We start from the raw sequence: 25,534 nt of genomic DNA on the forward strand, positions 1-25,534 counted from the left end.
AGAGGCTATGTTCTTGCAGGGCTCAGTAGGAGCTTCGGTTCAACAGGGGGCTTGGCATGACTGTGCGGGTGACGTCGTCTGACCTAGATGATTGGTCTCGTCGTCGGGACTCCGAGGCCCATCTGCCGACGCTAGTTCGACGCCTGATCATGGCGTCCGCAAGACCTGACTGCATCCGGATGCCGGCTGCCGAGAGCGTCGCCCTGTCGGGCCTCGACGGCGTCGTGCAGGTCAAGGGTGGTGCCGCCCCGTACGTGCCGGCCGGCGACTCGGTCTGGGAGATGGGCACGAACGCCGCGCGGCTCGCGAAGGCAGACGATGACTACGCGAAGCGCACGAAGCAGACCTCGGCTGTTGATCGGGCCGCGACAACGTACGTGTGCGTCCTGAGCCGGAGATGGGGTTCAGGTGAGGAATGGGCTGTCGGCAAGAAGGCTCAGAGCGACGGCTGGAAGGACATCAAGTGCCTCACCGCCGACGAGTTGGCGCTTTGGATGGAGGACTGTCCCGGGGTCGAGGCGTGGTTCCGCGAGCACCACGGTCTGGGCTCGCTCGGTGACGTCGGGATTGGTGACTGGTTCGGCCGATGGAGCAGGCAGACTGATCCGAACACCCCACCTGCACTCCTCGTGGCTGGGCGTCGTGACGATGTCATCCGCGTCCTCGACGCATTCGACGACGCTCCAAGTGACATTCCGATCGCGGCGCCGAGCGTCGACGAGGCCGTGGCGTTCGTCGCGGCGGCGCTGCTCCTCGGGCCCGGCCCGAAGTCCGAAACCGTCCACGCCGGCGTCGACGTCATCGAGGATGCAGACGACGTCAACGTCACTACTGACGAGATCGAGTCGACAGATGAACCCAGTGTCGACCCTGCGGCCCGTCAGCCAGAGAAGTTGGAGGCCCTGCGGGAACGCACCATCGTGATTGAGGATGAGGACGGCTGGCGCCGTTGGAGCACCCACGCTGTGCCCCACATCCTCGTCCCGCTGTTCATCCCGGCCTCGGTTGCACACGCGGTCGATGCCGGTCACCACGTGGTGCTGCCTCAACGCTCACGAGCCGCTCAGCAGGTCGGACGGCTGGCCTCACTCGACCCTCACGCTGCCACTACCGCGTGGACGGATGCCGGAGTCGACTTCTACAGGGCTCAGGACTATGCGTTTGGTTCGAGGCGGAACCTCGGGTCGCTTCGTCGTCGGCTCAGTCCCTATCGGCAAGTTCCGACTTGGGCAGAATCTTTCGACGCGTCGTTGCTTGCATCGGTGCTGCTGGCCGGCGGGTGGTCCGAGAGTGCACCGGGCGACCGGGAGGTGCTATTGGCGCTCGCCGAGCACGACTCGTGGCGCTCCCTGAGCAAGGCGCTAGTGCCGTTGACCGCCATAGAGGACGCTCCACTCAGCGTTTTGGAGGACCGCTGGGACTTTGTCGACCTCATCGACGCATGGGACTTCCTACTCCCCATGGTCACCGCAGATGACCTGACCGTTTTCGCGGACGCGGTTGATAAAGTTCTGACCGACGTTCACCCTGATCTGGGGCTGTCTAGGGAGGACCTGCTCAAACGGGTCTTCGACGAGAACCGCCCGCGCCGCCAGTACTCCGACACGCTGCGTCGGGGTTTAGCTGCGACGCTCGCGATCCTTGGTGCGGTCGTCGGCAGGGGGATGGTCGCGGGCAACCGATCGGGGCAGGCCGTCGCGGCCATCGCGGTGCGGAACCTGCTCGACGGAGCCGACGGGACCAGGTGGCTGACTACCGCCGATGTCCTCCCGCAACTCGCCGAGGCAGCGCCCGAGGCCTTCCTCGACGCGGTCGAAGCTTCGTTGCGCTTGGACGACCCGCCGGTCATGGGGCTGTTCGTCGAGAGCGAGACCATGTTCGGTGAATCGAGCAGTTCGCACTCGTCGCTGCTGTGGGCCCTGGAGACCCTCGCCTACTCGCAAGCCCTCGTCTCCCGTGTCTGTGTCGTACTCGCCCGCCTCGCAGTTCTCGACCCGGGCGGACGATGGGCCAACCGCCCGAACGTCTCCTTGGCCTCCATCCTGAGCTTGATTCGGCCTGACAGCGCCATCACCGCCGATAACCGGTTCGACGTCATAGACGCAGTGGTGGCTTCAGTGCCCGAACACGCCACAGCGTTGCTGAAGGAGCTCGCTGAGGACCGCGGAGGCGGCATCATTCCGTCCGGACCGCGGTATAGGCCTTGGCCTGTCTCCCGGGCTCACGCAACACGCGCCGAGTGGGCCGATGGCGTCAGCAAGGTCTGTAGGCGGCTGCTCGGGGGAGCCCCGGATGGTCTTCTCGCGGCAACGAAACTCATCAGCCGGTTCTCGCGCGCCGACGTCGTCAGCGGGCTCGACACGCTCGCTGCGAGATGGGATGACCTCGACGACTCGGGCCACGATCAGGTCGTCGCGTCGCTGAAGTCGACTGTGAACGACCACCGCCGTCACAGCTCCGCGAGTTGGGCGATGTCGCCCGACGACCTGGATGTCATTGAACAGTTCCTGGTTGATCAGGGAGTCGACCTGGACGCTGACAAGGCCGCGCTCCTGTTCGCCTTCACCTCCGACTACGACGACCGCCATGCCGAGCTCGGCGGCCACAGTCATGAGCAGGAGAGCGCCAATGAGGTCGCGCGAGCGACCCCGGTGAGACCGCTAATGGAGCGCCGACGTGAGGTCGTCATGAGGCTGCTCGCTGACGGTCTCGACAGCGTAATCGAGTTCGCCAGTACGGTTGAGGTCCCGGGATATGTCGGCAAGACGCTCGCCGAGGCGACCACGATGGCGGACGAGGACCTGCTCGATCGCCTCGAAAACGACTCAGATAACTCTCCGGTTGGCAGCGGGCTCGTCCTCGGGTTCGTAGCCCACCGGGCTACCGACCTGAACTGGATCCGGACGCAGATCGCGGCGAGACCCAACCAGGCTGCGCGGCTCCTCCTGTGTTCCCGTCTCGACTCCGAAGTCCTCGACATCGTCGACACACTCGAGCCGGATCACCGCCGTGTTTACTGGTCGAACGTGAGCCCGTACATGACTGACTCCGCGACGATCGAACGTGTCTGCGCCGGGCTCATGGAGGTCGATCGGCCGTTCAGCGCGATCGTCGCTGCCAGCGTACGAGACGAACCGGGGCCGTCGGCGGACCTCATCATTGCTGTGCTCAGCGCGCCTATGAGAGAGACGCAGGAGCGTCCCGACGCCGGAGCGCACTCGTTCGAGTACATCATCGGTCGCCTGCTTAACCGGCTGGAGAAGCTCGGGGTCCCAGACGAGATCGTTGCCGGCCTTGAGTTCTTCTATCTGCCCATCCTTGACCTTCGGCGCGAACCGCGAGCCGCGCATCGCGAGCTGGCCCGGAAGCCCGAACTGTTCGCCCAGGCCGTGGCACACTGCTACAAATCCGACACCGAGGACCCGACGGTCACGAACGGGCGAGCGGATGGTGAGGAGTCTGCAGAAACTGTGTCCAACACAGCAGTGACTTCAGAGTCGGCCCGTTACACCGACGCCTTCTTCAGGCTCCTCCGTAGCTGGAATGGCCCGCTGCCCGGATCTGATGGCGTCGGCCTCCCGACGGCAGAGGCCGTCCAGGCATGGGTCGATCAAGTGCGGGTGGAACTCGCCAAGGTCAATCGGACCGGCGTCGCCTCAATGGTTATTGGAGAAGCTCTCGCGGCACCAATGACCGATGCTGACGGGATCTGGCCATCTGAGCCGGTCCGTACTGTTCTCGAGCACGAGCAGGATGACAACCTCGAACGGCACCTCGGCATTCAGCGCTTCAACCAGGGCGGGTTCACCGGTCGATCGATGTACGCGGGTGGAGACAAGGAACGCAAGACTGCAAAGAAGTATTTTGAATGGGCGCGGAAAGTGTCCGGACGATGGCCCCGGGCTGGCGCACTCCTCGACGGTCTTGCCTCCGAATACGAGGACGACGCCAGCCGAGAAGACCGTCGGGCAGAAAGGGACGCACGGGGCGACGCGTAGTCCTACTCGAACAGTCGCAGCGACTAGCGTATGCGGGCTCTGGATCCTGCTCGGAGGAACGAGATCGCAACAGCGTTCGATACGGCTCCGCGGGCGAACTGTCAACGCCGGCTCGACCGTCGAACCATGTCGCCGACGGTTTACGGTCAACCCCGGAAGATGTTCGTGGGGTCGCGGTCGATCTCCGTCAGCAGGTCGTCGATGCTCTGCGACGGGGACAGGCGGGCGTAGGCGTGGAAGAGTTGTTGGTCGGCCCAGTACAACATCCAGGACTTGGGGGTGGCGTTGTAGTGCAGGCGACCAGTTGCGCAACTGGTCAAATCCGGCCCGAGGTCCTCCCGCCGTGATCGGCGTCGTTCCACGATCGTGAGGCGGCGGGCAGCGAGTTCGCTGCGATGCGCAGTTGGTTGCGGGCGTGCTCGGGATTCGTGCGGCGCACCATAGCCGTACACGTGCAGCATCCTGTTCGGGAAGAACCATTCAGGTCACCAACCGTGGGTGGCCTGCGGCCGCTGGTCCGGTCAGCGGCTGGTCGATCGGCGTGCGGAGCACAGCGAGTTGGCCGATACCTTGATGGAAGCACTCAGGTCGGCAACCGTCGTACGTCACCCCCTACCGCCCGCGGTCGATCGGGCCTGGCTGGCCAACTGACATCGCGGTGCCAGTTCGGCCGCGGGATGATCTGTGTTGGCATCTCGGCGATGCCTGCGTCGTTTGCCGAGCGTTCGGCAGCCTCTAAGGGATAGCCGGAGAGCATCGTCATGATCCGGGAGTGCTGACGGCGGCGCTCGTCTGGGTTGGGTGGTGGAGCATCGCCGAGGATCGACTTGCCGTGGACCTGGTAGCGCTCCCTATAGGCGGCGATCTCGCGGGCAAACTCGGGGAGATCCTGGTCCAGGCTGGCGCTGGCTGTGCGCTGCAATTCGCGGTACCAGGCGGGTGGGTTGGTGCGCAGTTCGCTGGCTAGCCAGTTGACGCGCTCGGTCATCTGGGATTCGAGTTCGCGTAGTGACGCGATCAGCGTGGGGTCGCTGACGTGGGTGGCTGGGGTGACGAGGCCGACGATTTGTGCAGGGTGGCGGCCGCTCTTCCGTAGTGCGCGGGCGAGCCAGGCCTTGTAGGCGGCGTCTTCCATTTCCTCCCATGACCCCGCGGCGAGCCGGTCGTGCTCGTCGTACGCGTCGATGACGGTGAGGTCTCCGGCGCGGAGCGCGAGGCTGGCGTCGCGTTCCCAGGGGTTGGTGAAGCGCCAGACGTCTGTGAGTTCGGCCGCCTTCGTGTCTTTGGCGATGAGGCGGAAGACACCGCCGGTGTCGCCTGCTGAGAGTTGTGCGTCGTCGCCGACGAGGAGGAGTTTGGCGCCGGCGGTGTTGGCGGCGCGAGCGAGGGTGGAGAGTTCCAGGGTGCCGGCCATGGAGGCTTCGTCGACGATGACGAACTGGTTCTTATGGAAGGTCCATGGATCGTGGTCGGCTCTCAGGGCGGCGAGTTGCTCGATCAATCGCCGTTGGCGGAGACGACGCCGTGTGCGGTGGGCGAGGGCGGCGGCGTGTTCGGTCCGCTGGATCTGGTCGCGGCGTTGTTCGGCGCCGAGGCCGGCGGATTCGTAGATCCACTTGGACATGTTCTCGCTGGGTGCGCCGATGGCGTCGGACAGGATGGTCGAGGCGGCCGACGATGGCGCGAGAGCGATGATCGACCCGTCGCCATGCGCGGCTTGCCAGCTGGCGGTGACGGCGGACAAGAGGGTGGTTTGCCTGTACCGGCTGGGCCGACGAGTGCTTCGAGTTTCCGGCCGCTGGTCGCGATTCGCTCGAATGCAGCGGACTTGTCGGGGCTGAGTCCGGCAGTGTGGATGGCGGCGGAGTTAATGGTGGGTCCAATGACGTTTCGGGCTAGGTCCAGTAGGACTGCTTCGGCGCCGAGGATCACTGGCGAGGTGAAGACCTGGCCGTTGTGGACGGTGAACACGCTCCCGCCGCTCGCCCGCGTGACGAGGGCAGTCGTTAGGTCGGGTGCGGTGAGGCTGATCGAGTGCTGTTCGGCCTGTTCGACGATGGCCTGCAGCGCGGCGAACCGGTCGTTGGTAGAGACGAAGCGGAGGAGCCGGGTTTGGCGTGCGGCCTCGGCGAGGAGGTTTCGGGGGGGGGGCAGGTCGCGCGCTTGGTTTGCAATGTCAGGACGGTTGCGGCGCCGTACGCGTCGAGCGTGTCCGAGCTCAGGTCTGCCGCCGAGAGGTTGAGGCGGCGACGGTGCAGCCTGCCACGAGGATCGGTTCGCTGGCGCGGCTCGTGACCGCCTGGCGCCGAGGACCTAGCCATGCCGCGGTGCGAGAAGAACCCGGCACCAACTGACGGGTGCGGGCTGCCGGAGGAGTTGGCGCGGGACGAACCTATGCCGTCCAATTCGCCACGACGCCGTTGTCTACGTGCAGCGCGGAGATGCCCTGTCGCAACGAGGTCGAGTAGTTGGCGATCGATAACTGGCGATCCCGTTGCGCGCGTGCGGCACTGTCGCACGTCTGTCAATGGCCAGCCATAGAACCGTCCGGGCCTGCATTGGTCCCAACTTCATCCATGGATAGTAGACGTGTAACGCCTAGCGGCTTGTCGCGATATCCAAGGTGTTGCCGGCGGTCCGGGGGCCGATCCGTCAGGGTCGAATGCGCGCAGCCAGGGGGATGGTGCAACTTTGCATTCAGGTGTAACGAGGCGTCGGTGTGACTGTGTTGAGCGGTCATGCGGTGCGCCTGACCGGACACGCCGAGCCTCCCTGACTTCGCGCCGATTCATGGATAGCCTCAATGAGGCTATGTCTTGATTGGGGTTCCATTGACCGACCGTGTGCGTTGCCCAGTCTGCAACTCACCCATGGTCATGCAGTTCGCATCTCGGGGACGGAATGCCGGCAAGGCGTTTTGGGGTTGCTCGCAGTATCCACGCTGCCGAGGCTCCCGCGACGCCACTGGCGACGTGTCACAGCCGCGGCAGCTGCCGAAGAATCGTGTGGCCACTCCTGCCGCGTCGGGACGCGCCCGCGGGAGATCGCTGAGTCGCGGCGATCTGCTGATCTCCTCCGAGAACACATTCGGAGCCGGCAAGTTGGTTGCCCGTGACGGCGAGAACCTGCTGCTCGAGTACTTCGACGCCCCTGGTCAGGATCCGTCTGCCCGATATCAGGAATCTGTGAGTCGACGCAGTCTCACCCGACTGACGCTCAGCCCAGAACTTCGCGTGTTCTGGATCGACCAACAAGACCGCTGGCGCTCGGGTCGGATCATTGAATCCAACGAGCACAACGACATCTATGTCCGCGGTCACGAATGGGAGGGCTTCGTTCCAGAGGAAAAGCTCTTCGTCCGCTGGGATAGGCCGCTGTCCGATCCGGTCGGCTTTGGCGAGGCAGGTCTCCTGGAGTCTCCCCTCCTCGCCGACATGCGGTTGCCGTTCCTCCAGGGCATCCTCCGGCAACGTTCGGCCGTCCACGGCATGCGTGCAGTGCTCTCGAGTTGTATCGAGTTGCACGAACACCAGGTCGAGACAGCTTGGCGAGTCCTGCAAGACCCTGTCCAGCGCTACTTGCTTGCGGACGAAGTCGGCTTGGGCAAGACCATCGAGTCTGGCATCGTTGTCCGCCAGCAACTGCTGGACAAGCCCAGCCTGCGCGTCCAACTCATCCTCCCGCCATTCCTTGTCGAGCAGTGGAAGCGCGAGTTGACCCAGAAGTTCCGCATCCACGACTTCAAACGAGCTCAGATCCGGTTCGCGCGGGACGATGAGCCGCAGCATTGGGAGCCGGCCGATCTCCTTATCGTGGATGAGGCACACAACCTGGCCCGGATGGCCGGCAGCGCCGATCCCGCCCTTGCGGCGCGCTTCGCGCGCCTCGCTGAGGTTGCGAGCGCCTCGCCCCGCCTGTTGATGCTGTCTGCGACACCGGCGCTTCACAACGAAGACGCGTTCCTAGCGATGTTGAAGTTGTTGGACCCGGCCGTCTATGCCGAGACAACAGCGGCTGACCTGAGGCGGCGCCTAGAGGCACGAGCCAGCATCGGCCGCATCTTCCTCGGCCTGCAACCGGGTCTGCCGAGTAGCCTCCTGAAAGCGCGACTCGCCGAGATCGAAGCCGAGTTCCCTGGAGACGAGGACCTCACTGCGATTGTCGCCAGGACCGGCGAAGCGATCCGCGCACAAAACACGGATGCGGTTGTCCTTGAGATCCAGGCCCTGCGTAACCATGTGGCTGAGGTTTACCGTGTCCACCGGCGGATGCTCCGCACTCGACGGACCGCAGCGCTGGAAGGCTCATACCGTGTCGGCGGGCGACGTGCGCCGAAGGTACTCGCCTTTCACTCCACGGCCGACCAGGACGCGACAGAGGTCCTTGACCGGTGGCGAGAGCAGGCGCTGGCTGCTGCGGAGGGCGACCGCGAGGCACTCAGCGCAACTGGGCGTGCCTTGGCCCAGGCAGTGTCATTTACGCTGGACCCGGAGGCTCTGCGGGACTGGGCAGCCGAGCGGGCCTCGACTGGTGTTGATGCGGAAGAACGCGCAGCGTTGGAGCGGGTGATCCGGGACCTTGCCTTCGTGTCGCGTCGCGACACAGTCAGCCGTCCGATAGCCGACGCGATGAGCTATCTATTCAGCGCCAAGGAACGTGTTGTCCTGTTCGGCCCGACTACAGCGTCGGCGGCGGAGATCGCCGACGAACTCGAGGAGTTGCTCGGAAGCAAGTCTGTCTTCCGCCACCTCGCCAGCGAGCCTCCTGACCAGGCAGAACGAGCGTTGCGCCGCTTCGAGCAGATCCGCAGCGCCGCCGTATTAGTCGCAGATGCGTCGGCCGAGGAGGGTCGCAACCTCCAGTTCGCCAACGTGCTGGTGCACGTTGGCTTGCCTGCCGAGGCCAACCGCCTCGAGCAGCGCATCGGACGTTGTGACCGTTGGGCCGCGAAGGACACCTCTCCGTGGCGCTCGTACATGATCGCAGGAGAGACCGAGAACTCGTTCGCCGGCGCCTGGCGGCGGATCTTGACCGACGGCTTTGGCATCTTCGACGTATCGGTCGCGAGCCTGCAGCAGGCGGTCGACGAGGCGACCGACGAGGCCTGGCGGATCTTGCTGGAGCAGGGGGTAATTGGCGTCGGCGAGGCGATCACTAGGGTGCAGGAGATGCTTAACCGAGAGATCGAGCGCGTGCGAGAACAGGACGCGCTCGATAGCCTCGAGACAACTGCGGACGAGCGGTCCGTCTATGCCCGGATGATGGACGTCGAATCCGTGGCGGATGAGTTCGCCGACCTTACCGACAGACTGCTATCCGCGAAGCGGGTGCCAGGCAATTTGCGCTTTGAGCCAATCGGCAATCCGATGGTGGATCTCGGCGGCTACGAGATCCTTGGCCGCTTGCCGGGCAAGCAAGCACAGATCCCGCTGATCCCTGCCTGGCGCCTGCTACGCGACTTCGTGCCGCTCAAGGGGCACCAGGGAACGTTCTCCCGGTCGATCGCGATCGAGAAGGACGACGTCCATCTCTACCGCTACGGCGACCAGTTCATTGACGCAGTCAGCGACTTCCTCTGGCACGACGACCGCGGCCGAGCGTTCGGCATGTGGCGGTGGTTGCCCGATTGGCGGCGTGACGATACTCCTGTCTACCGGTTCGACTATGCCGTCGAGGCCAACCCCCTCGAGTTTCCGAAGACCTCCGATCTGCGTCGCGAACTCGCGAGGGTCAGCCTGGGGATGGACCAGTTGTCCATTACACGCCGCGCCGACGGGATGTTGCCGCCGATCATCGTGACGGTCTGGATGAGCGCGGACGCGACGGAGCTCACCACAAAGGTGCACCTCGATGCGCTCTCGACGCCGTACGTGAAGCCGCACCCTGCGGTGGAAGGCGGCGACTATGCGCTCAACCGGACCCGCATCGAGCGTGCCTACGAGTTGATCTCCATCTCGGACTGGCGAAGTTCCTGGCGGAATGCCGAAGCCGCTGCCCAGCAGTTAGTCCTTGGGCGTGAGAACATCCGCGATGCCGTTGCACGTGCGTCAGCCATAGCGTCCAGCGACGCGACGACGCGTCTGTTGCAGTTGCGACTGCGCGCAGCGCGCAGTTCGGGCGCGGAACTGGAGACCCTCGAGCAGGACATCTATCGCGAAGAGGTCGTTGCTGGCGCCTTGGCTGAGGCAATAAGGACCCCTACCTTACGGCTGGACAGCACTGGCCTGGTCATCCTCTCTGGCCGTTCAATCGGAGAGGACTGACCAGTGACTGATCAGTGGGACTTGATGACAGCTCTGCTCGCCGGCGGGGCTGGAGACCGATCACTGCTGAAAGGGCCCTACCGACGGTTGGTTGATGCATGGCTGTCGGACGAAGCAGGCCCGGCAATCGCCGGCGATGTGGCCGCGCTGGTCGGACAGATCCTGCGCCACCGGCGCGGCTCTACCGGCCACGGGAACCACAATCTTCGCCTGCGCCTCGCCAATCGCGGAGTCCCGACTGAGCGTTTCGCCCAAGCGCACCTGACGACGGAAAGATTCGGACTGCAAGAGCACCGAATCTCACTGGGCGCGGACTGGGCCCCCGGTTGGCTCCTGGGCGATCCGCGCTGGATAGACCTGGCCTGCACTAGCCCGAGCCCATACGTCGGGCCGGAGGGAACGGTCTCCACCTTCGCGCGTCCGGACATGGCGGTTCCGGTCGACCCCGCTGTCGCTGCGATCGCGGGCATCGATGCGTATCGATCGCGCAGCCAAGCCAGCGCCATCCGCGCGGCCGCTTTGGCGGACCCCGAATCGACGTTGCACGTCGTACTCCCGACCGGCACCGGGAAGTCTCTTGTGGGCATCACCCCGGGACTCCTCGCCGACAAGAGCGTAACCGTGGTCGTCGTGCCGACCATCGCTCTTGCTATGGATCAGGAGAGGCAGATTCGCAAGCGATTTCCTGGTCAGGGCATTCCCGCCGAGCTCGCGTATTATGGCGGCCGACACGAGCACGAGAAGGACGCGATTAAGGAGCGACTGCGGAACGGATCGCAGAAGGTCCTTTTCACATCGCCCGAGGCGTTGGTCACGAGCCTCGCTCAATCGCTGCGCCATCTGGCATCTCGCGGCGCACTTGGCCATTTGGTCATCGACGAAGCCCACTTGATCCGTTCCTGGGGTCTGAGTTTCCGGCCGGACTTCCAATTGGTCGCCTCTTTGGTCGGCGAACTCCGAGATATCGCGCGGGCGCAAGCCGTCGCACCGCCGCGGGTCGTGCTGTTGACGGCCACGCTGTCGAAGCAAGGATTGTTGCTGAACGATGAACTGTTCGCCGGCGCAAAGGGTTCGATCTTCGTAGGGTCGACATTCCTGCGAACGGAGCTACGCTACCTCTTCGCACCACCGACGTCAGCCGAGGAGCGGATCAACCGGGTTGTCGACGCAATGCGCCACCTGCCGAGACCGGCGATCGTGTATACGACGAAAAAAGAGCCAGCCGATGAGATTGCAGCGCGACTGCGCGAGGCCGGGTTCGCGCGGACCGCCGTCTTCCACGGCGACGTAACGTCTGGGGCACGACTGGACATTCTGCGAGGTTGGTCGGGCGATGACGGGCCAACCTCCTACGACATAGTGGTCGGGAATAGTGCGTTCGGACTCGGCGTCGACCAACCTGACGTCCGAACTGTTCTGCACGCCTGTGTGCCGGCGTCAGTCGACCGGTTCTATCAGGAGGTCGGGCGAGGCGGGCGCGACGGCCACTCCGCGGTGTCTGTCTGGCTTCCGACCACCACGGACGGGCAAGAAGGACGCGCCATCGAGAACTCCGCGATTCTCGGCGATGGGAAAGGCTGGGGTCGCTGGGAGGCGATGAGAGATGCGCGAGTCGGAGACGACCCGGTCACGCGTCGGATGGTGTTGGATGCTGGCACCATCCCCCCGTGGCTCACCTATCGATCGGACAAGAACCAACTTTGGAACCGGAACACGTTGGTGTTGATGCAGCGCGCAGGATTGCTGGACCTAATTGAGACCTCGCCCCCGACGCTGGTGCGAGATCCGGGCGAACCCGCTGAGATGTGGCAGGCACGCAACGATGCGGCGTGGGAGAGATACGTGCGGTTGGCGACCATCCAGGTCCGTCCTGGCGTGAACAACCTCGACGAGTCCGCTGTCACGAAAGCCTTCGAACGCGTCCGAACCGAGGTCCGTGATTCCGAGGCAGACTCGATGGATCGCGTGGACCGCATGTTCGCCCTTACCGAATGTTGGGGACGCATCCTCAGCGAGGAGTATGAATACCAGGACGTCGGGCCGATGCACGCACACCAGGTGGTCGCTGCCGCGTGTTCGGGTTGTCCGTCCACCGAGCACGTGCCGGAGTCGTCGTACGGCGCGGCTCAGCCGGTCGTGGCGGAGGCGGCGTTGCCCAACCTCCATCGTCAGGTCAGTCCAACGCTCGCAGCATTAGCACACGGGCAGCGAACGCTCGTGGTGACCTACCCCGAAGGCGGCCTCCGTGTGTACCTCGACGACCTCGTGCAGCGCTGCGTCTCCCACGGTGTTAGAGGAGTGCTCGCAAGCCCGAGTTTGGTCGCACTCCCCGCCATAACCGGTGCGGCGCGCTTCGCGGAGGAACGCCTGGTGGCAGTCGACCCGATCCTTCCTCTCGGTCCAGCCGTTCATTTCGCGGTGCCGAGTCTGATACTCCTGGATCCGACGGACAAGCCGCGCTTGAGTTGGCTCGCCGGTTCCTCAGGGGCGCTGCGGATACTTGTGCTCCCTGACATCGCCCTTGATCCTCAATATCCGAACGACCTCGTCAAGAACATCCGCGTGCCGCACTGGGCGCTCGCCGACTTCCTCAGGAGCCTGTGAATGGCCGTTCTAAATCCGCCGCGAGTCCTGCCGGGCCTTGGTCGAGCGATCGTCAACTATCTGTTGGATGCGCGTCGGACGCTCACTCAGGATGAGTTGGTTGCGGCGTTCAAGCCCGACGGGCTAAATCCTGGCGCGAACGCAGCATCCGGCGTGACGAATACCGTTTCGGCGTTGCGTGCGATCGACGTCCTCGATGAGGATGCAGACGGCGCGCTTCGGATCGGCTCGAAGGTGGAAACCTTCAAGACGCCATTTACAAAGCAGCAGTTCCGCCGTGTTCTTCAGAATCGCGTGTTTGATGTAGATCCGGGCGACGATCTCTGGAGAACTCAGACTGGTGAAGGGCGGACCCGGGGAGCGCGGGATCTCCACCGTGCGCTCACCTGGTTGCTCGCTCAAGATGCGCTGGGGCAACCGTTGGGGTGGAACGACAACGTTCAGGTCATGCAGACAGACCAATTCAGCACTACAAACAACGAGGCTTGGGCAATTACTAACGATACCCGTTGGCTCGCGACTGTCCGCTGGATCCTAGTGCTCGGACTGGCTACAACGTCCGTTGTCCGGGACAAGAACGGCGTCGTCCCGCTTCCCGTGATTGCGGTCGATGATGCCCTCACTGATTTTCCGAACGAGCGGCTAACCATCCATGACTTCTTGGCGAGGCTCGGAAGAGCGATCCCATTCGTGCACGGAGGTCCGGCACGCAGTGGCCTCGTCGCATACCTGGGCCGCGATCCGGACGCCGGGATCAAGGCAGATTGTGCTGACAGTTCCATCGGGCAAGCGCTACGCATCCTCGAGGAACAAGGACGCGTCCATTTCGAGGCACTTCCGGACGCCGACGGAATCCGCCTGTCTCGTTTCGACAGCACCCGCCAGACCCACGTGATCGTCCAGGCCGGAGGTATGAAGTGAGTTGGCGTGGGAGTCTCCCGGCGGCATGCTGGAACGCCAACGAGGCTTCGAATGTTATTCCGGTCGAGGCAGAGAGCACCTCGGAGGGTGTCTTCCTCGCGACGCACAGCACGATTCCGATCACACAACGCGATCAGGTAAACAACGCCAAGCGAGTCACGGTCGTCGACGAACGTGCCCTGCTCCAAGCGGTCCAGGATCAACCAGATGACCAGCCCATCATTCCGATCCTTGGTAAGTCAGGCACAGGTAAGTCCCACTTGGTCCGTTGGTTGCGCGCGAACCTCAAGACTAAAGAATCGACACGCGTCATCTTCGTGCCAAAACACCGGGTGTCGCTGCGGGGGATCCTTGAACTGATCTTGGAACACGCGACCGGCGAGAACGCGGACGACCTCCGTGCCAAAGTTGCGGCCGCCGTGGATGCTGCAGCGGACGAGAAGACCGCTCGACTGAAGTTGCGCAACGCGCTCGCGGTGAACATAGAAACCAGTGGCGCCCGTTCCAACGGTTCTGCTGAAGAGATCGAGAATCGCGCGTATCTGGCCTCTCCTCAAGGTCTCCCGGCTTTGTTTGGCGACGATGTGTTCCGCGCTCGTCTGCTCCATGAGAACGGTCCTATTGCTCGCTTGGTTCGCGAAAAGCTGACGGGAAAGGGGACTGAGGACAAGGAGGATGCGTTCGGCTTTACAGTTGAGGATCTCAACCTATCAGTCGATGATGTCAAGAGGGCCGGTCTGGCTGCTCAGCAGGTGGCTGGCGCCCTGACTAGTGACCTGGGATTTCGCGAACTCGCCGCGAGGATGATCAACGAGCAGTTGGCGCCCTCGGTCAGCGAGGTGTTTGGCGTTGGTGGCGACGACCTCAAGCAGATCCTGACTGACGTCCGGGCGCAACTGAATAAGCAGGGGTTGGAACTGCTCGTGCTCATCGAGGACTTCTCGATCTTCCAAGGAATTCAGGGTGGACTCATCGATGCGATCACGCTGATCTCGACTGTTGCACAGGAACTCTGCCCGATGCGGGTAGTAATGGCCGTGACCACCGGCTACTTCATTAATCAAATGCCTGAGACCGTATTCACTCGTACCTATAGGGTCTTTGATCTCGATCTTCCGGATGGCACCGCAGTTGCATTCAGCCCCGCCGGCTTCGCAGCTCGCTACCTTAATGCCGTTCGGGTAGGTGCCGCCGCACTCGATGTAGCCAACGAGAATAATGACCACCCCACAAACGCCTGCCATGAATGCCCGGTGGATGAAAAATGCCATGCGGCGTTCGGTGTGGCTGATGGTTTTGGCCTTTTCCCGTTCAATCAGGCCGCCCTGGAGCGGGCAATTAAGGGTCAGTCTAGCAACGGATCCTTCGTGGCGCGGGACGTGCTGACCCGGGTGCTTCGTCCGGTACTGCGTCGCGACAAGGTGGAAATCGATCTGAACCGTTTCCCGAGTGAAGGTTTCGCCACCGAATTCAAATCAGGTGCGGACGATCGACTCTCCAATATCGAGGACCAGGTGAGGCTGCGGACTCCAGGAGACGTGGAACTCACTGACCGCCGGGTTCGCCTGGTGCGCTTCTGGGGTTCGGGTGGCGGCGCTGAGAACCTCGACCCGACGATCCATGAAGCCTTCGGGATCCCGCCGATCGACGGGTTGGATGACGTGGCGCCGGAGGAGGAACTTCAAGGCCCCATTGGCAGGCCGAGTACAAGTAAGACCACGCCTCCGGACGAGACGCCGACAATCGGCCCGGCAATCCCTGATCCGCCATTGGTGAAGGCCATCGACAGGTGGCGGGCAACTGATGAACTTGGCATGACCGAACGGAACACTCTTCGCAACATGGTCCACAATGCCGTGCAGTCGCGTTTGATGTTAGAAGACGGCCTCGGCGGCGAGTCCCTGTGGCGGGGTGGCAAGGAGTTCGCGCCCAGTTTCGAGGGCACCTCGGTCGAATTTAACCCGGCCAAGCATGCTGCCGCCGTCCTACCGATCGATCGTACGAACGACGACGACGTCCGTGCGCTCCGTGCACTAGCCTGGGTAAACAGGTTAGGGTCTTGGGCCGACGTGCCGGACGGCGAGCGGTTACAGCGTCTCGCCGAAGCACGGATCCAGGTTTGGGTCGAGCAAGTGGCGCGGGTTCTGCTGCCGCCAGCTCGGGCCGATGATGACCCCGAACTTGTGCGTCTGACCCACACGCTGCTGGCAGTTGCACGGTCGCTCGGTATCGGGGACGCCTACAAACGGGATACCTCTAGCAGGATTCAAGCGCTGTTTGCGCCGCCACCCCCTCGGCCGACTCCCGACCTCCGGCCGCAACTCGCAGCGATGCAGTCATACGTCAGTTCAGGAGCCACCAATCGTCTGAACCGCACTCAACTGCAGCAGCGACTGCTCCGACGCGCGTCCTACAGTCAAGGCGATGGCAAGCCACTGGCTCTTGACCTGGCCAAGGTGAGTCGAGTGATCCGGGACCCGGATGCCGATATGCCGTGGCCGGCCTCGACGCCGGGCCTGGTCGTTAGTTCTGTCGATGCAATTACGGTTCGAATGGAGACGCTCGCTGCGCTCTGTTCGGAGGCCGAGACACTGCTGCCGGATCTTTCGAATCTCGGAGGCGACATTGCCCAAGTGGCCGCCGAGTTGATCACGTTGGTCAACGAACGAGCAAACGTTGCCGCGCTCCCCGACGGCATCAATGTGGACGACCTGCGGGCGGCAGCAAGAGCCATCAAATCAGGAGACCAGAGGCTCGTTGAGACAACCCGCGCTGAGTTCGACCGCTGGAGTGAACTGACGGTGGACGAGCGGATGAAACTAATAACCGGAGATTGGGATGAGAGTGCTCGCCGAGTCAGGGCCTGGCTTGTCCTGGCAGAGCCCGCCGTCGACCTGCTAGCGAACAGCCTGAAGACGGCGACAGCGTCGGACGCCCAGCGCGAATACGCCGAAGTTCGTGAGAAGTTGATCGGGGACGTGGCGACCTTGGCTGACGCTCTCGCGGCGATCCCAGCGGCGGAGGAGACCGCATGAGCCTGCGCAGCAGGATCCGGGATCTGCATACCTCTGCGGTCGTTGCCGACAACGAACACCAGGTGCGTCTGCGAACCGGACAACTGTCTGACCTCAGTGACCGAATCGCAACAGTCGTGCAGGGACTCTCGGCACTGAGAGTGGGGTTGGCTGAGGTACGGCAGTTGAATGTGGAGATCCCGGCAGACTTACACCGCGCTGCTGGTCACGCGACTGATGGACTTCGCTCACTCGCCGCCGAACTCCCCGACATCGCGGTTGACTCGGACCTGGACGCGGCAAAGGTCCATGTCAGCAATACGGAAAGGTTCGTATCCGGTTTACGCAGTTTCGTCGCGGACAATTGGCGCAGGCATGTTACGCAACCGCTTCCCCCGATCAACCGCGAACTTGTCGATGCGCTGGCCGAGAGTGGCGTCGATGTCGAATCAATTCGGGTGGCTCTAGAGAGCGCTCAAGGGCAGCTTCTCGCGATCGTCAACCGCACCATCCCATTGAAGGGTGATGTCGACAAATTTCGTGCCGCGTTCGAGTCGGTGCGCGCCTCCGGGGATCAGATCGGCAACGTCGTCGATCCGGACATTGCCAAGGGGATCGTCGGCTCTCAGGAGGGGGCTGGTATGCCGCTGGTCTGGTTCACTCCAGTGCGACTCCAGGCCTTGTCCGAGTTGGGAATCATCGACCGCTTCCGGGTCCGGTTGCAATGAATCCTACGCTGCTTACCCGCGTCCTCGATCGGCTTGAGTCACTCGAGGACCCGCTCTTGTGCTGGGGCGTCGTCGACGGGGGCTTCAGCGACGACGAACTCCGCGAAGTGATCGAGCGGGAGTTGACAGACAGCCGCGAATGGGAGTTGGACGCGGAGGCTGTCATCGAGGCGATGAGGGCGCGAGCGCTCCTAGTTTTCGACCCGAACACGGCACCACCGCGATGGCGCACGCGCAACGGCGAGACGATCCGACTTGTCGCGCGGCTGCGACAGATCTTCCTAGACAAGTCTTGGCAGGACGGCACCAACCTGATCTCGGACTTCCGCTATGCGCGGCGCCCCCGCTTCTACCCTAAGCGCGATCAGCCGTGGGACACCTTGCTCGACGGTCTCTCCGGCATCGCTGACGTCCAGCGCAGTGTCATCGACGTGATGACCCTGCGCGACGGGAACCACGATGACCTGAGCGGCTTCCAGGTTCGAGCCACCCGGCAGATCCTTACTGCCCTACAGTCGCAGGTGACCACCGCGACCGTCGTCGGTGCCGGTACGGGTAGCGGGAAGACGAACGCGTTCTATCTCCCAGCTTTCAGCTACCTCGCTGGGATTGAGGACTCCTCCGCCTGGACTCGGGCTCTGGCCGTTTATCCGCGGATTGAACTGCTGAAGGATCAACTCGACACTGCCTTCACGCACGCCCGTCGCCTCGACGGCCTCTGGCAGCGCCTGCACGGACGCCCGATGTCTATCGGTGCGCTGTACAAGAGCACACCGGCCAATGCCGGCAACGCCAAGGCAGCGTACACAGGCTGGGGTAAACGATCCAATGGTATGGCGTCCCCGCAGTTGCGTTGTCCGGGCGACGGCTACCTGCATTGCGGTGGTGAGTTGATCTGGCCATTCGCAGACATCGACAGGGACGTCGAGCGCCTCGTCTGCCATACCTGTCGCCGCGAGTTCGACGAGCGCCAGGTGGTGCTAACCCGGAAGCGCATGCAGAACAACCCGCCGGATCTGCTCTTCGTCACTACCGAGATGCTCAACCGCGGACTGTCCGACTTACAGCTCCGCGGGCCGCTCGGCGTCGATGTCAGTCAGGCTAGAAAGCCACGCATGATGCTGCTCGACGAGATCCACACCTACGACGGAACAACAGGTGCGCAAGCCGCCATGGTGCTCCGGCGCTGGCATCACAGCGTCCAGGCTCCGGTCGCATTCGTCGGCTTGTCCGCGACGCTCTCTAACCCGGTTCGCCATATGGCCGACCTCACCGGTGTCGCCGATGACCTCGTCACCAGTATCGCTCCGGAGCCAGAGGAATTGGAGTACGAAGGCGCCGAGTACCTGCTAGCGCTACGCAGTGACCCGACGAGTGGGGCATCGGTGTTGTCAACGACCATCCAGACCTCGATGCTGCTTCCGCGGACCCAGGATGTTCCTGGCGCGCGCGTCTCCGAAGGTGTCTTCGGTACGAAAGCGTTCGTGTTTACCGACGACCTCGACGTCACCAACCGACTGTTCTACTACCTCCTTGATGCCGAAGGACAGCGCTACATCGAACGTAGGACCAAGTCCGTGAAGCCGCCGCTTGCCTCGAAGCGCGCGCTAGAACCAGGAGATGACGCGACTACGCAACGCCGAGCTGGCCAGGTGTGGGACTTGCCGGTCTCAATCGGGCACAGGTTCAACCGGAAGGGCGACGGCCTCAACGTTAGTCGGACGACCTCGCAAGACGCTGGAGTGGAGGCTGGCAGTCAACTGATCGTTGCCACCGCATCGTTGGAGGTCGGCTTTGACGACCCCGATGTCGGCGTGGTGATTCAGCATAAAGCCCCTCGCGGGACAGCTGCATTCCTGCAGCGAAAGGGCCGCGCCGGCCGAAAGCGGACGATGCGGCCGTACACCGCCGTCGTGCTGTCCGACTACGGTCGAGACCGCGCGACTTACGAGGCGTGGGATGGCCTCTTCGACCCGGTGCTCCCGGATCTGGTTCTGCCGATCCGCAACCGCGCGGTACTGCGCATGCAGGCCACAATCGCGATGGTGGACTGGCTCACGGCCCAGTTGAAGATGCAGGACGTCCCGCCTTCGACCAAGACCTGGGGTGCCCTCGCCAAGCGACCGGCAGCGAGTTTCGCCAAACCCGGCCGCGAAACGCAACTCAAGGCCGTCGCGATTCTGAATTCGGTACTCCGTGACCCGAGCCGCCAACGTAGCCTGCGGACGTGGGTCCAGAACGCACTGCGCCTCTCCGACGCCGAGGTGAATGAGATCCTTTGGCACCCACCTCGACCGTTGATGCTCGCTGCAGTGCCCACCCTCAAGCGTCGTCTCCAGCACAACTGGGCGGTTGCCAGTCCGGGTTCGCTCGACGAATTCCGTGATCTGAGCGGCGACAACCCACTGCCGGACTTCTTTCCGATGAATCTCTTCAGCGAACTGTCACTTCCGGAGAGCTACGTGAGTTCGCCTCCTCAGTTGGAATGGGAGACGGACCGGGAACTGCACGCTATGGGACTCGGCCAGATGCTGCGTGAGTACGCTCCAGGCCGGGTCTCTCGTCGGTTCGCGACGCGCAACCCCGAGCACCGCCATTGGATCCCGGTCCCGCTCGGTAAGAGCGATGCGAGCATCGAGTTGAGTGAGATTCTGTCGATCTATGGGATTGAAGAGCCGAGCACTATCGCGATCGACGGCAAGCCGGTGGAGACAACCGTTGTCCGTCCCGACCAGATCCTCGTGGAACATCCGCCACCGTTTGTCAAGGACTCATCGAACGCAACCATGCTGTGGCGCTCGCAACTGCTCGAGACCGGTCCCGGCCTCTTGGTTCGCGTTCCGACCGCCGATCCGATCGGTCGCTTGATCACTGAAATGCGCTTCTTCTTGCACGCCCAGAACGCACACATCAACGTTCACCGGGCAGCGGTGGGCTCTGATGCTACTGTTGCGATGGAGGATGGAACCGAACAGCGGGTGCACGCTCGGTTCTCGCTCGACGGTGAACCGGTCGCTCTCGGCTCGACCTACGATGTTGACGGGCTGCGCATTCGGGTGGCGCTCTCCAGCGAGATCGACCCTCCAGCGGATGTCCTGCCTGGCCTGCGCAGCGCTTGGTTCAAGCACGTGCTGATGACCGATGCGGGTCTGCTCGAAACGCTAAATACATTCCGGATCGACTGGCTGCACCAGTGTCTCGAGGCGATGCTGTTGACAACAGCTGTGCGAGACAGTTGCACGGTGGCTGAAGCCTTTGCTTCGGTACACGGATCGTTTGCGAGTCAACTACACGAGACCCTGAACGCGATGTTCCGCAGCCACAATGTCCTCGAGTCCGAATCGACAGCCCTGACGAATATGGGCAAGCGGCTTAAGGCTGCGTTTGCCGACCCATCGGTTGCCACGCGACTCGATGCGCTTGCATCGCAGTACTGGTCGCCAGATCCTCACCGCTTCAACGAGTGGCTTCGTGAACGAATCCTGTCCACGATCGGCCACTCCGTGTTGGCCGCCGCGAGGCAGATCTGTCCCGAGCACGACCCCGAGGGCATCGTCGTCGACATTGAGCCCGGATTCAATTCAGAGGGAGTTCTGCGAGCCGGAGAGATCTGGCTGACCGAATCCTCGGCCGGTGGCGGCGGCTTTATTGAGGCGCTGACGGCGCGGGTGCGTCCGGATCCGCGTCGCTTCCTCCGCTTGATCATGCGGGCAATCCAGCCCAGCACGTACGAACTGGTCGACACACATATGCAGCGCGTGATCCACCTGATTAATCACGACTCAGCCTGGGTCCAACTGGTCAATGACTTCCGGTCGGCCCCGGACCAGGCCGCCCGGGTCGCGACCCTCAACGGGATCCGGGACGGCCTCCGTCAGGCGGGGATCTACGGGGCAGAACAGTCTGTGATCTCTGCGCTGTCAAACCGGGTGCTGCGCCCCGGGTCGAGTGCGGCCACGGACCGCGCGCTCGGAACGCTGATCCAGGAGTGGCGCGCTGAGGAAGACCGACTGGGCGTCGAGATCCCGCCGCGCACGTGGGCCTACCTGATGCGAGCGCGGACGGACTTCGATCCCGGCCTCGTCCTGGTCGCGGCCGCCACCGAACGCCAGCGAATGGACGCGATCCAGAGTCTGCTTTGGCCGCGCGGCTGGCAGTTGCGCGCCGAGGAATTGCATGCGTGGAACCCGTTCGCGGAAAACCTCCCGGCCGCACCGGACCTTCTCCGTTCCATCACCGCCGCCGGCGAGCCGCCGATGGCGTTGTCCGACGACATCGGCGTGACCCTGCGCGCCGTCCTCGCCGAACGAGGATCGGCGCAGGTGATGGCCACGCCTGACCAGGCCGTGGCGTTGGCCACCCTGCTAGTCGACCTCAGCAACGAGCCCGTGGTGACGGAGTACCTGAGCGTTTACCCACGGGTGGTTGAGATTGATCACCAGGCCGACGGCAACGTCGTCGTGGCTCTCGAGCTCGCCGAGGTTTCAGCATGAGGCGCATAACGACGACCGGCCTCGGGCACACCCGAGTCCTTAACGACTTACTGCAGAACCTCTTTATCACCGAACTACTGGTGCCCTCCAGCCAACTGTGGGTGCTTTCCCCGTGGATCTCCGACATCGACGTCATCGATAACACGGCCGGACAGTTCAAGACAGTCCTACCCGGGATGCCGGCTCGGCACATCCGGTTCACCGAGGTGCTCATCGAACTAGCCAGGCGCGGTTCGGACGTACGTGTCCTGACTCGCGACGTTGAGAGCAACACGGCGGTGCGGCAGCGACTTGAGGATGTCGGTGGACTGAGCGCAAGACCGGTCGTCAAGATCAGGCCTAACCTGCACGACAAGGGAATCGTTGGTGATCGCTTCCACATCCAGGGATCGATGAACTTCACCTTCCATGGTCAGGCTGTGAACGACGAGGGCGTCACGTTGACCTCCGACCCCCACGAGATAGCTGGGGCCCGGATCGCTTACAACGCGAAGTATCAGGTGTGATCGCCGTGGTGACCGACGACTTCTTCGAGGCGGGCAACCTGATCAATCCGGTTGAACTGCCGCCTGAGCACGAAGCCTCGATCGAGAGTTGGCTAGATGCGATCAGGCATGGCCAGATCGGTTTTCTGCCGCGTACGACGTCTCAAGGCTTGTACTGGTATGCCTTCGCGCCGACGATTCGCGAGCAGAAGGAGTTGCTCGTCCTCCTCGACGCCTGGGTCGGGCCGACATTCAGCGATCTTCCACGAAGTCGCGGACGCTTGTATCCCGCAGATCCGTTTGATGCCCCGTTGGCCGCGATGCAGGTTTCCCCATTGCGCTTCGAGGTCCTTCCTCGCGGAGATAGACGGTCGAGAGACCAGGTTCGTAACGCTCTGTTGGTGCTCTCGCGACTCGTCTGGAACCGGCCGAGGTCGGAGTTCGACGCGCCGCGTACGACCGTCGAGGTGCTCGACGACCTCGGACATGCGATCGCGGCACAGGATCGTCCGATGGCGCTCGGATGCTTGCGCGAACTGGAAGCGACCGCGGATCTCGATCAAACGAACCTGGCCCTCCTGCGGTTCCGGGTGTACGAGGGCCTGGAAGACTGGGCCGCGATCTTCGCCGATCAGGATCTCGAGCACGTGCTGCTGTTGCGCCGGCCAATCGGCATCACCCGTATTCTTCAGCGTGCGGTGTACACCCAGTATCTGGAGAAGGCCGATCTAGACGGCAGTGCCGCTGATCTCCACGAAGCCGCCGAGGAGATCCCACCGTACCTCCGGGTGCTCGCCACAGGCGCGATTACCCGCACCCGGCCAGCCGTCGTTGTCGAGTTTCTGCTTGGTCTGTTGACCCAAGCGACATCGGCGACGTTCGACCGTCTACTCGGGGAAGCCGCGTTGATCGCGCCGGAACTCGACGCTCGTCTGAGGTCGTTGCTTCCGCCAACCTCAAGACCCGAATCCGCGCTAGATCCCGAACAGGATCCGCCCTCCGCGACGACGCTCGTTCACCTGCTTGTCAATGCCGGCGAATTCTCCTCTGCGATCGAGGAGGCACTCGCTGTCGAGCCGGACGTCGAACTGGCTGGGCTGATGCTCGCCTGCACACGAGAACTGGAAGAGCACCACCTTGCAGTTAGAGTCGCAGAGCACCTGTCAGTATCTGGCCTTCGGGACACGTTGGCTCGAGACGACGCCTTGGTGCGCAGCGATCTGGCTTGGCTAGACGAGTTCCTCAGCCAACAGCAAACCCTTGGATGGCTAGGGTGGCTCGCCGCGGTTGAAGCAGACCAGGCGTTGAAGATCACCCAGGCCGACCTGAACTCAACGGCCGAGTGGGAGATCCTCGACCGTTCCACGGTTGCTCAGCGTCTGGCTGGGATGCCCGACGAGGCGCTCGCACGCTTCGGCGAGTACGGCGGTGCGTTCATGGCCGCGCACCGCGCGTTGTTCATTGAGGCCGGCGGCGCCGATTTGTGCGAGCGTGTCCTCGCAGGCCTCGCACTTAGCGAGAAGACCTCGGCCGGTGTTCGAGTTCAGACTCTGACGCTCCTGGAGTACTTGGCTGCTGCCGGTCCCACCGTCGAAATACTGACCTCGGCGCTGGAGTGGACCGGCTTGGTCGTCGGAGGCGCAGTCTCCGCGGTCACCGCTAGTTGGGCTGTCGACGTCCTCCAGACGGCGACGAGTGGTCCTCAAGCTCTGGCTTTGGGCGCCAAACACCAGTTCTTCTTCCAGGTGCTGGAGCAACTCCGGCCGGTCAAGTCTGCGCTCGACCTTGCGGACCTCGAAGGACTGCGGCTCGTAGCCGATGAGTTGGCGACGTCTCTCCCAGCCGACTTCGAGATTGAGGACTCTGAGCCCGAGTTGGCTGCGCCGTACCGGCACTTGGCGAATACAACGGTCGTGCTCTACTCGTTGACCGAATCGGCTATCACGCGGGCCGCTCAACTCCTGCGTCGGCTGGTTCCTGGAATCGACGTGCGGACAACCTCCGAGCACGGCGGAAGCCAGCAACTTGCGTCGTGGAGTAGTAATGCGGACGTCTTCGTCATGGTTGCCGCCTCAGCGAAGCATGCGGCTACCGACTTCATCAAGGAGCATCGAGGTAGCAAGCCTCTGATTCAGGTGAACTCACGCGGCTCCTCCTCGATCCTGCGCGCGCTCGCCGAGGGCTGACTGGGTCGAGATGGCGCCATTGATGCGTGTACGTAGCAGTCAGACGGCTCTCTCAAGCCGTCTGACAGGCCACGTAACGGCGGCTCTGGCATCGTGACTGTGAATGCTCTCGAAGTTTCTAACTGCAACCCGGTGAGCGACTCCGATCTCTCGGCATGACGCTGAGAGATCACGTGCCATGTCTTCGACGAACGCAGGATTGTCGTGAGCGCGCATGGTCACCACGCGCTCGTCGACGCGCTTGATGATCGGGAAGACAGGAGTCGACCCAACTTCGCGGATCATCTCGAAGAGGCGTTTGACTGGCAGAGGGTACGCATCGTCTGACGCCCCTAGGACCGTGAGCTCCACTCGGCTTCGCTGATTGTGGGCTCCGTAATCGCTGATGGCTTTGCTGCATGGACAGAGGCTTGTTACGTCGGTGCGGACCGTCGTCTCCGCGAGTACATCACCTTCGTTGAACTTGGCTGACAGCGAGACGTCGCTGGCCTGCCATGAGGCGATACCGGACTCGGGTGCAACTACCTCGAAGGCTATGGGCAGGGAGACGTCGAACTGCACACTATCGACGTCTAGCCGACTGGCGGCCGCTTTAAGTGCTGTGGGCAACTCTCGGGGGTCGAGGTGCCGCAGGTGCTCATGCACCAACTCGAGCATCCGGCTCATGTGCGTGCCGCGGCGATCAGCCGGCAGGCGAACCGAGACGTCAATCGATGCGATACCGTCCTGCACGGTGCTTCCGTCAGTGAAGTGGACGGGATAGCGCACTCCGGCGACTCCGACTTCGTCGAGTTCGATGCCGCGGCGATCTGGCTCGTCTTGAATGTCTGGTAACTGCATTG

General features: G+C 63.2%; 12 protein-coding genes. 9 read left to right on the top strand and 3 right to left on the bottom strand.

Features of this window, described 5'->3' with window-relative positions; translation table 11 throughout:
- Positions 1-179: 179 nt before the first annotated feature.
- Entirely contained in the window at positions 180-3,998 is a 3,819-nt protein-coding gene (locus tag FDA38_RS02125; protein WP_137252368.1) for a hypothetical protein, read from the top strand.
- A gap of 146 nt (positions 3,999-4,144) precedes the next feature.
- Here the strand turns inward: FDA38_RS02125 and FDA38_RS02130 are convergent, their stop codons facing one another.
- Both FDA38_RS02130 and FDA38_RS02135 read right to left on the bottom strand, forming a co-directional pair.
- Entirely contained in the window at positions 4,145-4,450 is a 306-nt protein-coding gene (locus FDA38_RS02130) for a DUF3024 domain-containing protein (protein ID WP_202877526.1), read from the bottom strand.
- 131 nt (positions 4,451-4,581) lie between these two features.
- Complete coding sequence (locus tag FDA38_RS02135; protein ID WP_170989560.1) at positions 4,582-5,742, bottom strand: AAA family ATPase; 1,161 nt, start codon at positions 5,740-5,742, stop codon at positions 4,582-4,584.
- A gap of 1,261 nt (positions 5,743-7,003) precedes the next feature.
- Between FDA38_RS02135 and dpdE the strand changes: the two genes are divergently transcribed.
- Genes dpdE through dpdD form a run of 8 tightly spaced genes read left to right on the top strand, consistent with a single transcriptional unit; the run spans position 7,004 to position 24,692 of the window.
- On the top strand, positions 7,004-10,261 hold the full coding sequence (gene dpdE / locus FDA38_RS02140; RefSeq protein ID WP_202877665.1) for a protein DpdE: 3,258 nt from the start codon (positions 7,004-7,006) through the stop codon (positions 10,259-10,261).
- Between the two features lie 3 nt (positions 10,262-10,264).
- Positions 10,265-12,865 (top strand): protein DpdF, encoded by a 2,601-nt coding sequence (gene dpdF / locus FDA38_RS02145; RefSeq protein ID WP_137252371.1) that lies wholly within the window; start codon positions 10,265-10,267, stop codon positions 12,863-12,865.
- Entirely contained in the window at positions 12,866-13,786 is a 921-nt protein-coding gene (gene dpdG, locus FDA38_RS02150; protein ID WP_137252372.1) for a protein DpdG, read from the top strand.
- A complete protein-coding gene (gene dpdH / locus FDA38_RS02155) occupies positions 13,783-16,821 on the top strand; it encodes a protein DpdH (RefSeq protein WP_137252373.1) in 3,039 nt (1,012 codons plus the stop codon). The genes dpdG and dpdH overlap by 4 nt, the downstream gene beginning before the upstream one ends.
- Positions 16,818-17,528, top strand: a complete 711-nt coding sequence (locus FDA38_RS02160) for a hypothetical protein (protein WP_137252374.1) — start codon at positions 16,818-16,820, stop codon at positions 17,526-17,528. The genes dpdH and FDA38_RS02160 overlap by 4 nt, the downstream gene beginning before the upstream one ends.
- Positions 17,525-22,021, top strand: coding sequence for a protein DpdJ (dpdJ, locus tag FDA38_RS02165; protein ID WP_137252375.1), 4,497 nt, complete (start codon positions 17,525-17,527; stop codon positions 22,019-22,021). The genes FDA38_RS02160 and dpdJ overlap by 4 nt, the downstream gene beginning before the upstream one ends.
- On the top strand, positions 22,018-22,527 hold the full coding sequence (dpdK, locus tag FDA38_RS02170) for a phospholipase D-like domain-containing protein DpdK (protein WP_137252376.1): 510 nt from the start codon (positions 22,018-22,020) through the stop codon (positions 22,525-22,527). The genes dpdJ and dpdK overlap by 4 nt, the downstream gene beginning before the upstream one ends.
- The gene (dpdD, locus tag FDA38_RS02175; protein ID WP_137252377.1) at positions 22,524-24,692 is read left to right on the top strand and encodes a protein DpdD; all 2,169 of its coding nucleotides are present in this window, start codon (positions 22,524-22,526) and stop codon (positions 24,690-24,692) included. Before dpdK ends, dpdD begins: the two co-directional genes overlap by 4 nt.
- 39 nt (positions 24,693-24,731) lie before the next feature.
- On the opposite strand, the gene folE2 is transcribed toward dpdD, so the two are convergent.
- Entirely contained in the window at positions 24,732-25,532 is an 801-nt protein-coding gene (gene folE2 / locus FDA38_RS02180) for a GTP cyclohydrolase FolE2 (protein WP_137252378.1), read from the bottom strand.
- Positions 25,533-25,534: the final 2 nt, after the last annotated feature.

The sequence above is a fragment of the Kribbella jiaozuonensis genome, assembly GCF_005233875.1.
Classification (GTDB): domain Bacteria; phylum Actinomycetota; class Actinomycetes; order Propionibacteriales; family Kribbellaceae; genus Kribbella; species Kribbella jiaozuonensis.

Coding starts and splice junctions, on each gene's coding strand:
- FDA38_RS02125 (WP_137252368.1), top strand. CDS start 180: ATGCCGGCTGCCGAGAGCGTCGCCCTGTCGGGCCTCGACGGCGTCGTG.
- dpdG (WP_137252372.1), top strand. CDS start 12,866: ATGGCCGTTCTAAATCCGCCGCGAGTCCTGCCGGGCCTTGGTCGAGCG.
- FDA38_RS02160 (WP_137252374.1), top strand. CDS start 16,818: ATGAGCCTGCGCAGCAGGATCCGGGATCTGCATACCTCTGCGGTCGTT.
- dpdJ (WP_137252375.1), top strand. CDS start 17,525: ATGAATCCTACGCTGCTTACCCGCGTCCTCGATCGGCTTGAGTCACTC.
- dpdK (WP_137252376.1), top strand. CDS start 22,018: ATGAGGCGCATAACGACGACCGGCCTCGGGCACACCCGAGTCCTTAAC.
- folE2 (WP_137252378.1), bottom strand. CDS start 25,532: ATGCAGTTACCAGACATTCAAGACGAGCCAGATCGCCGCGGCATCGAA.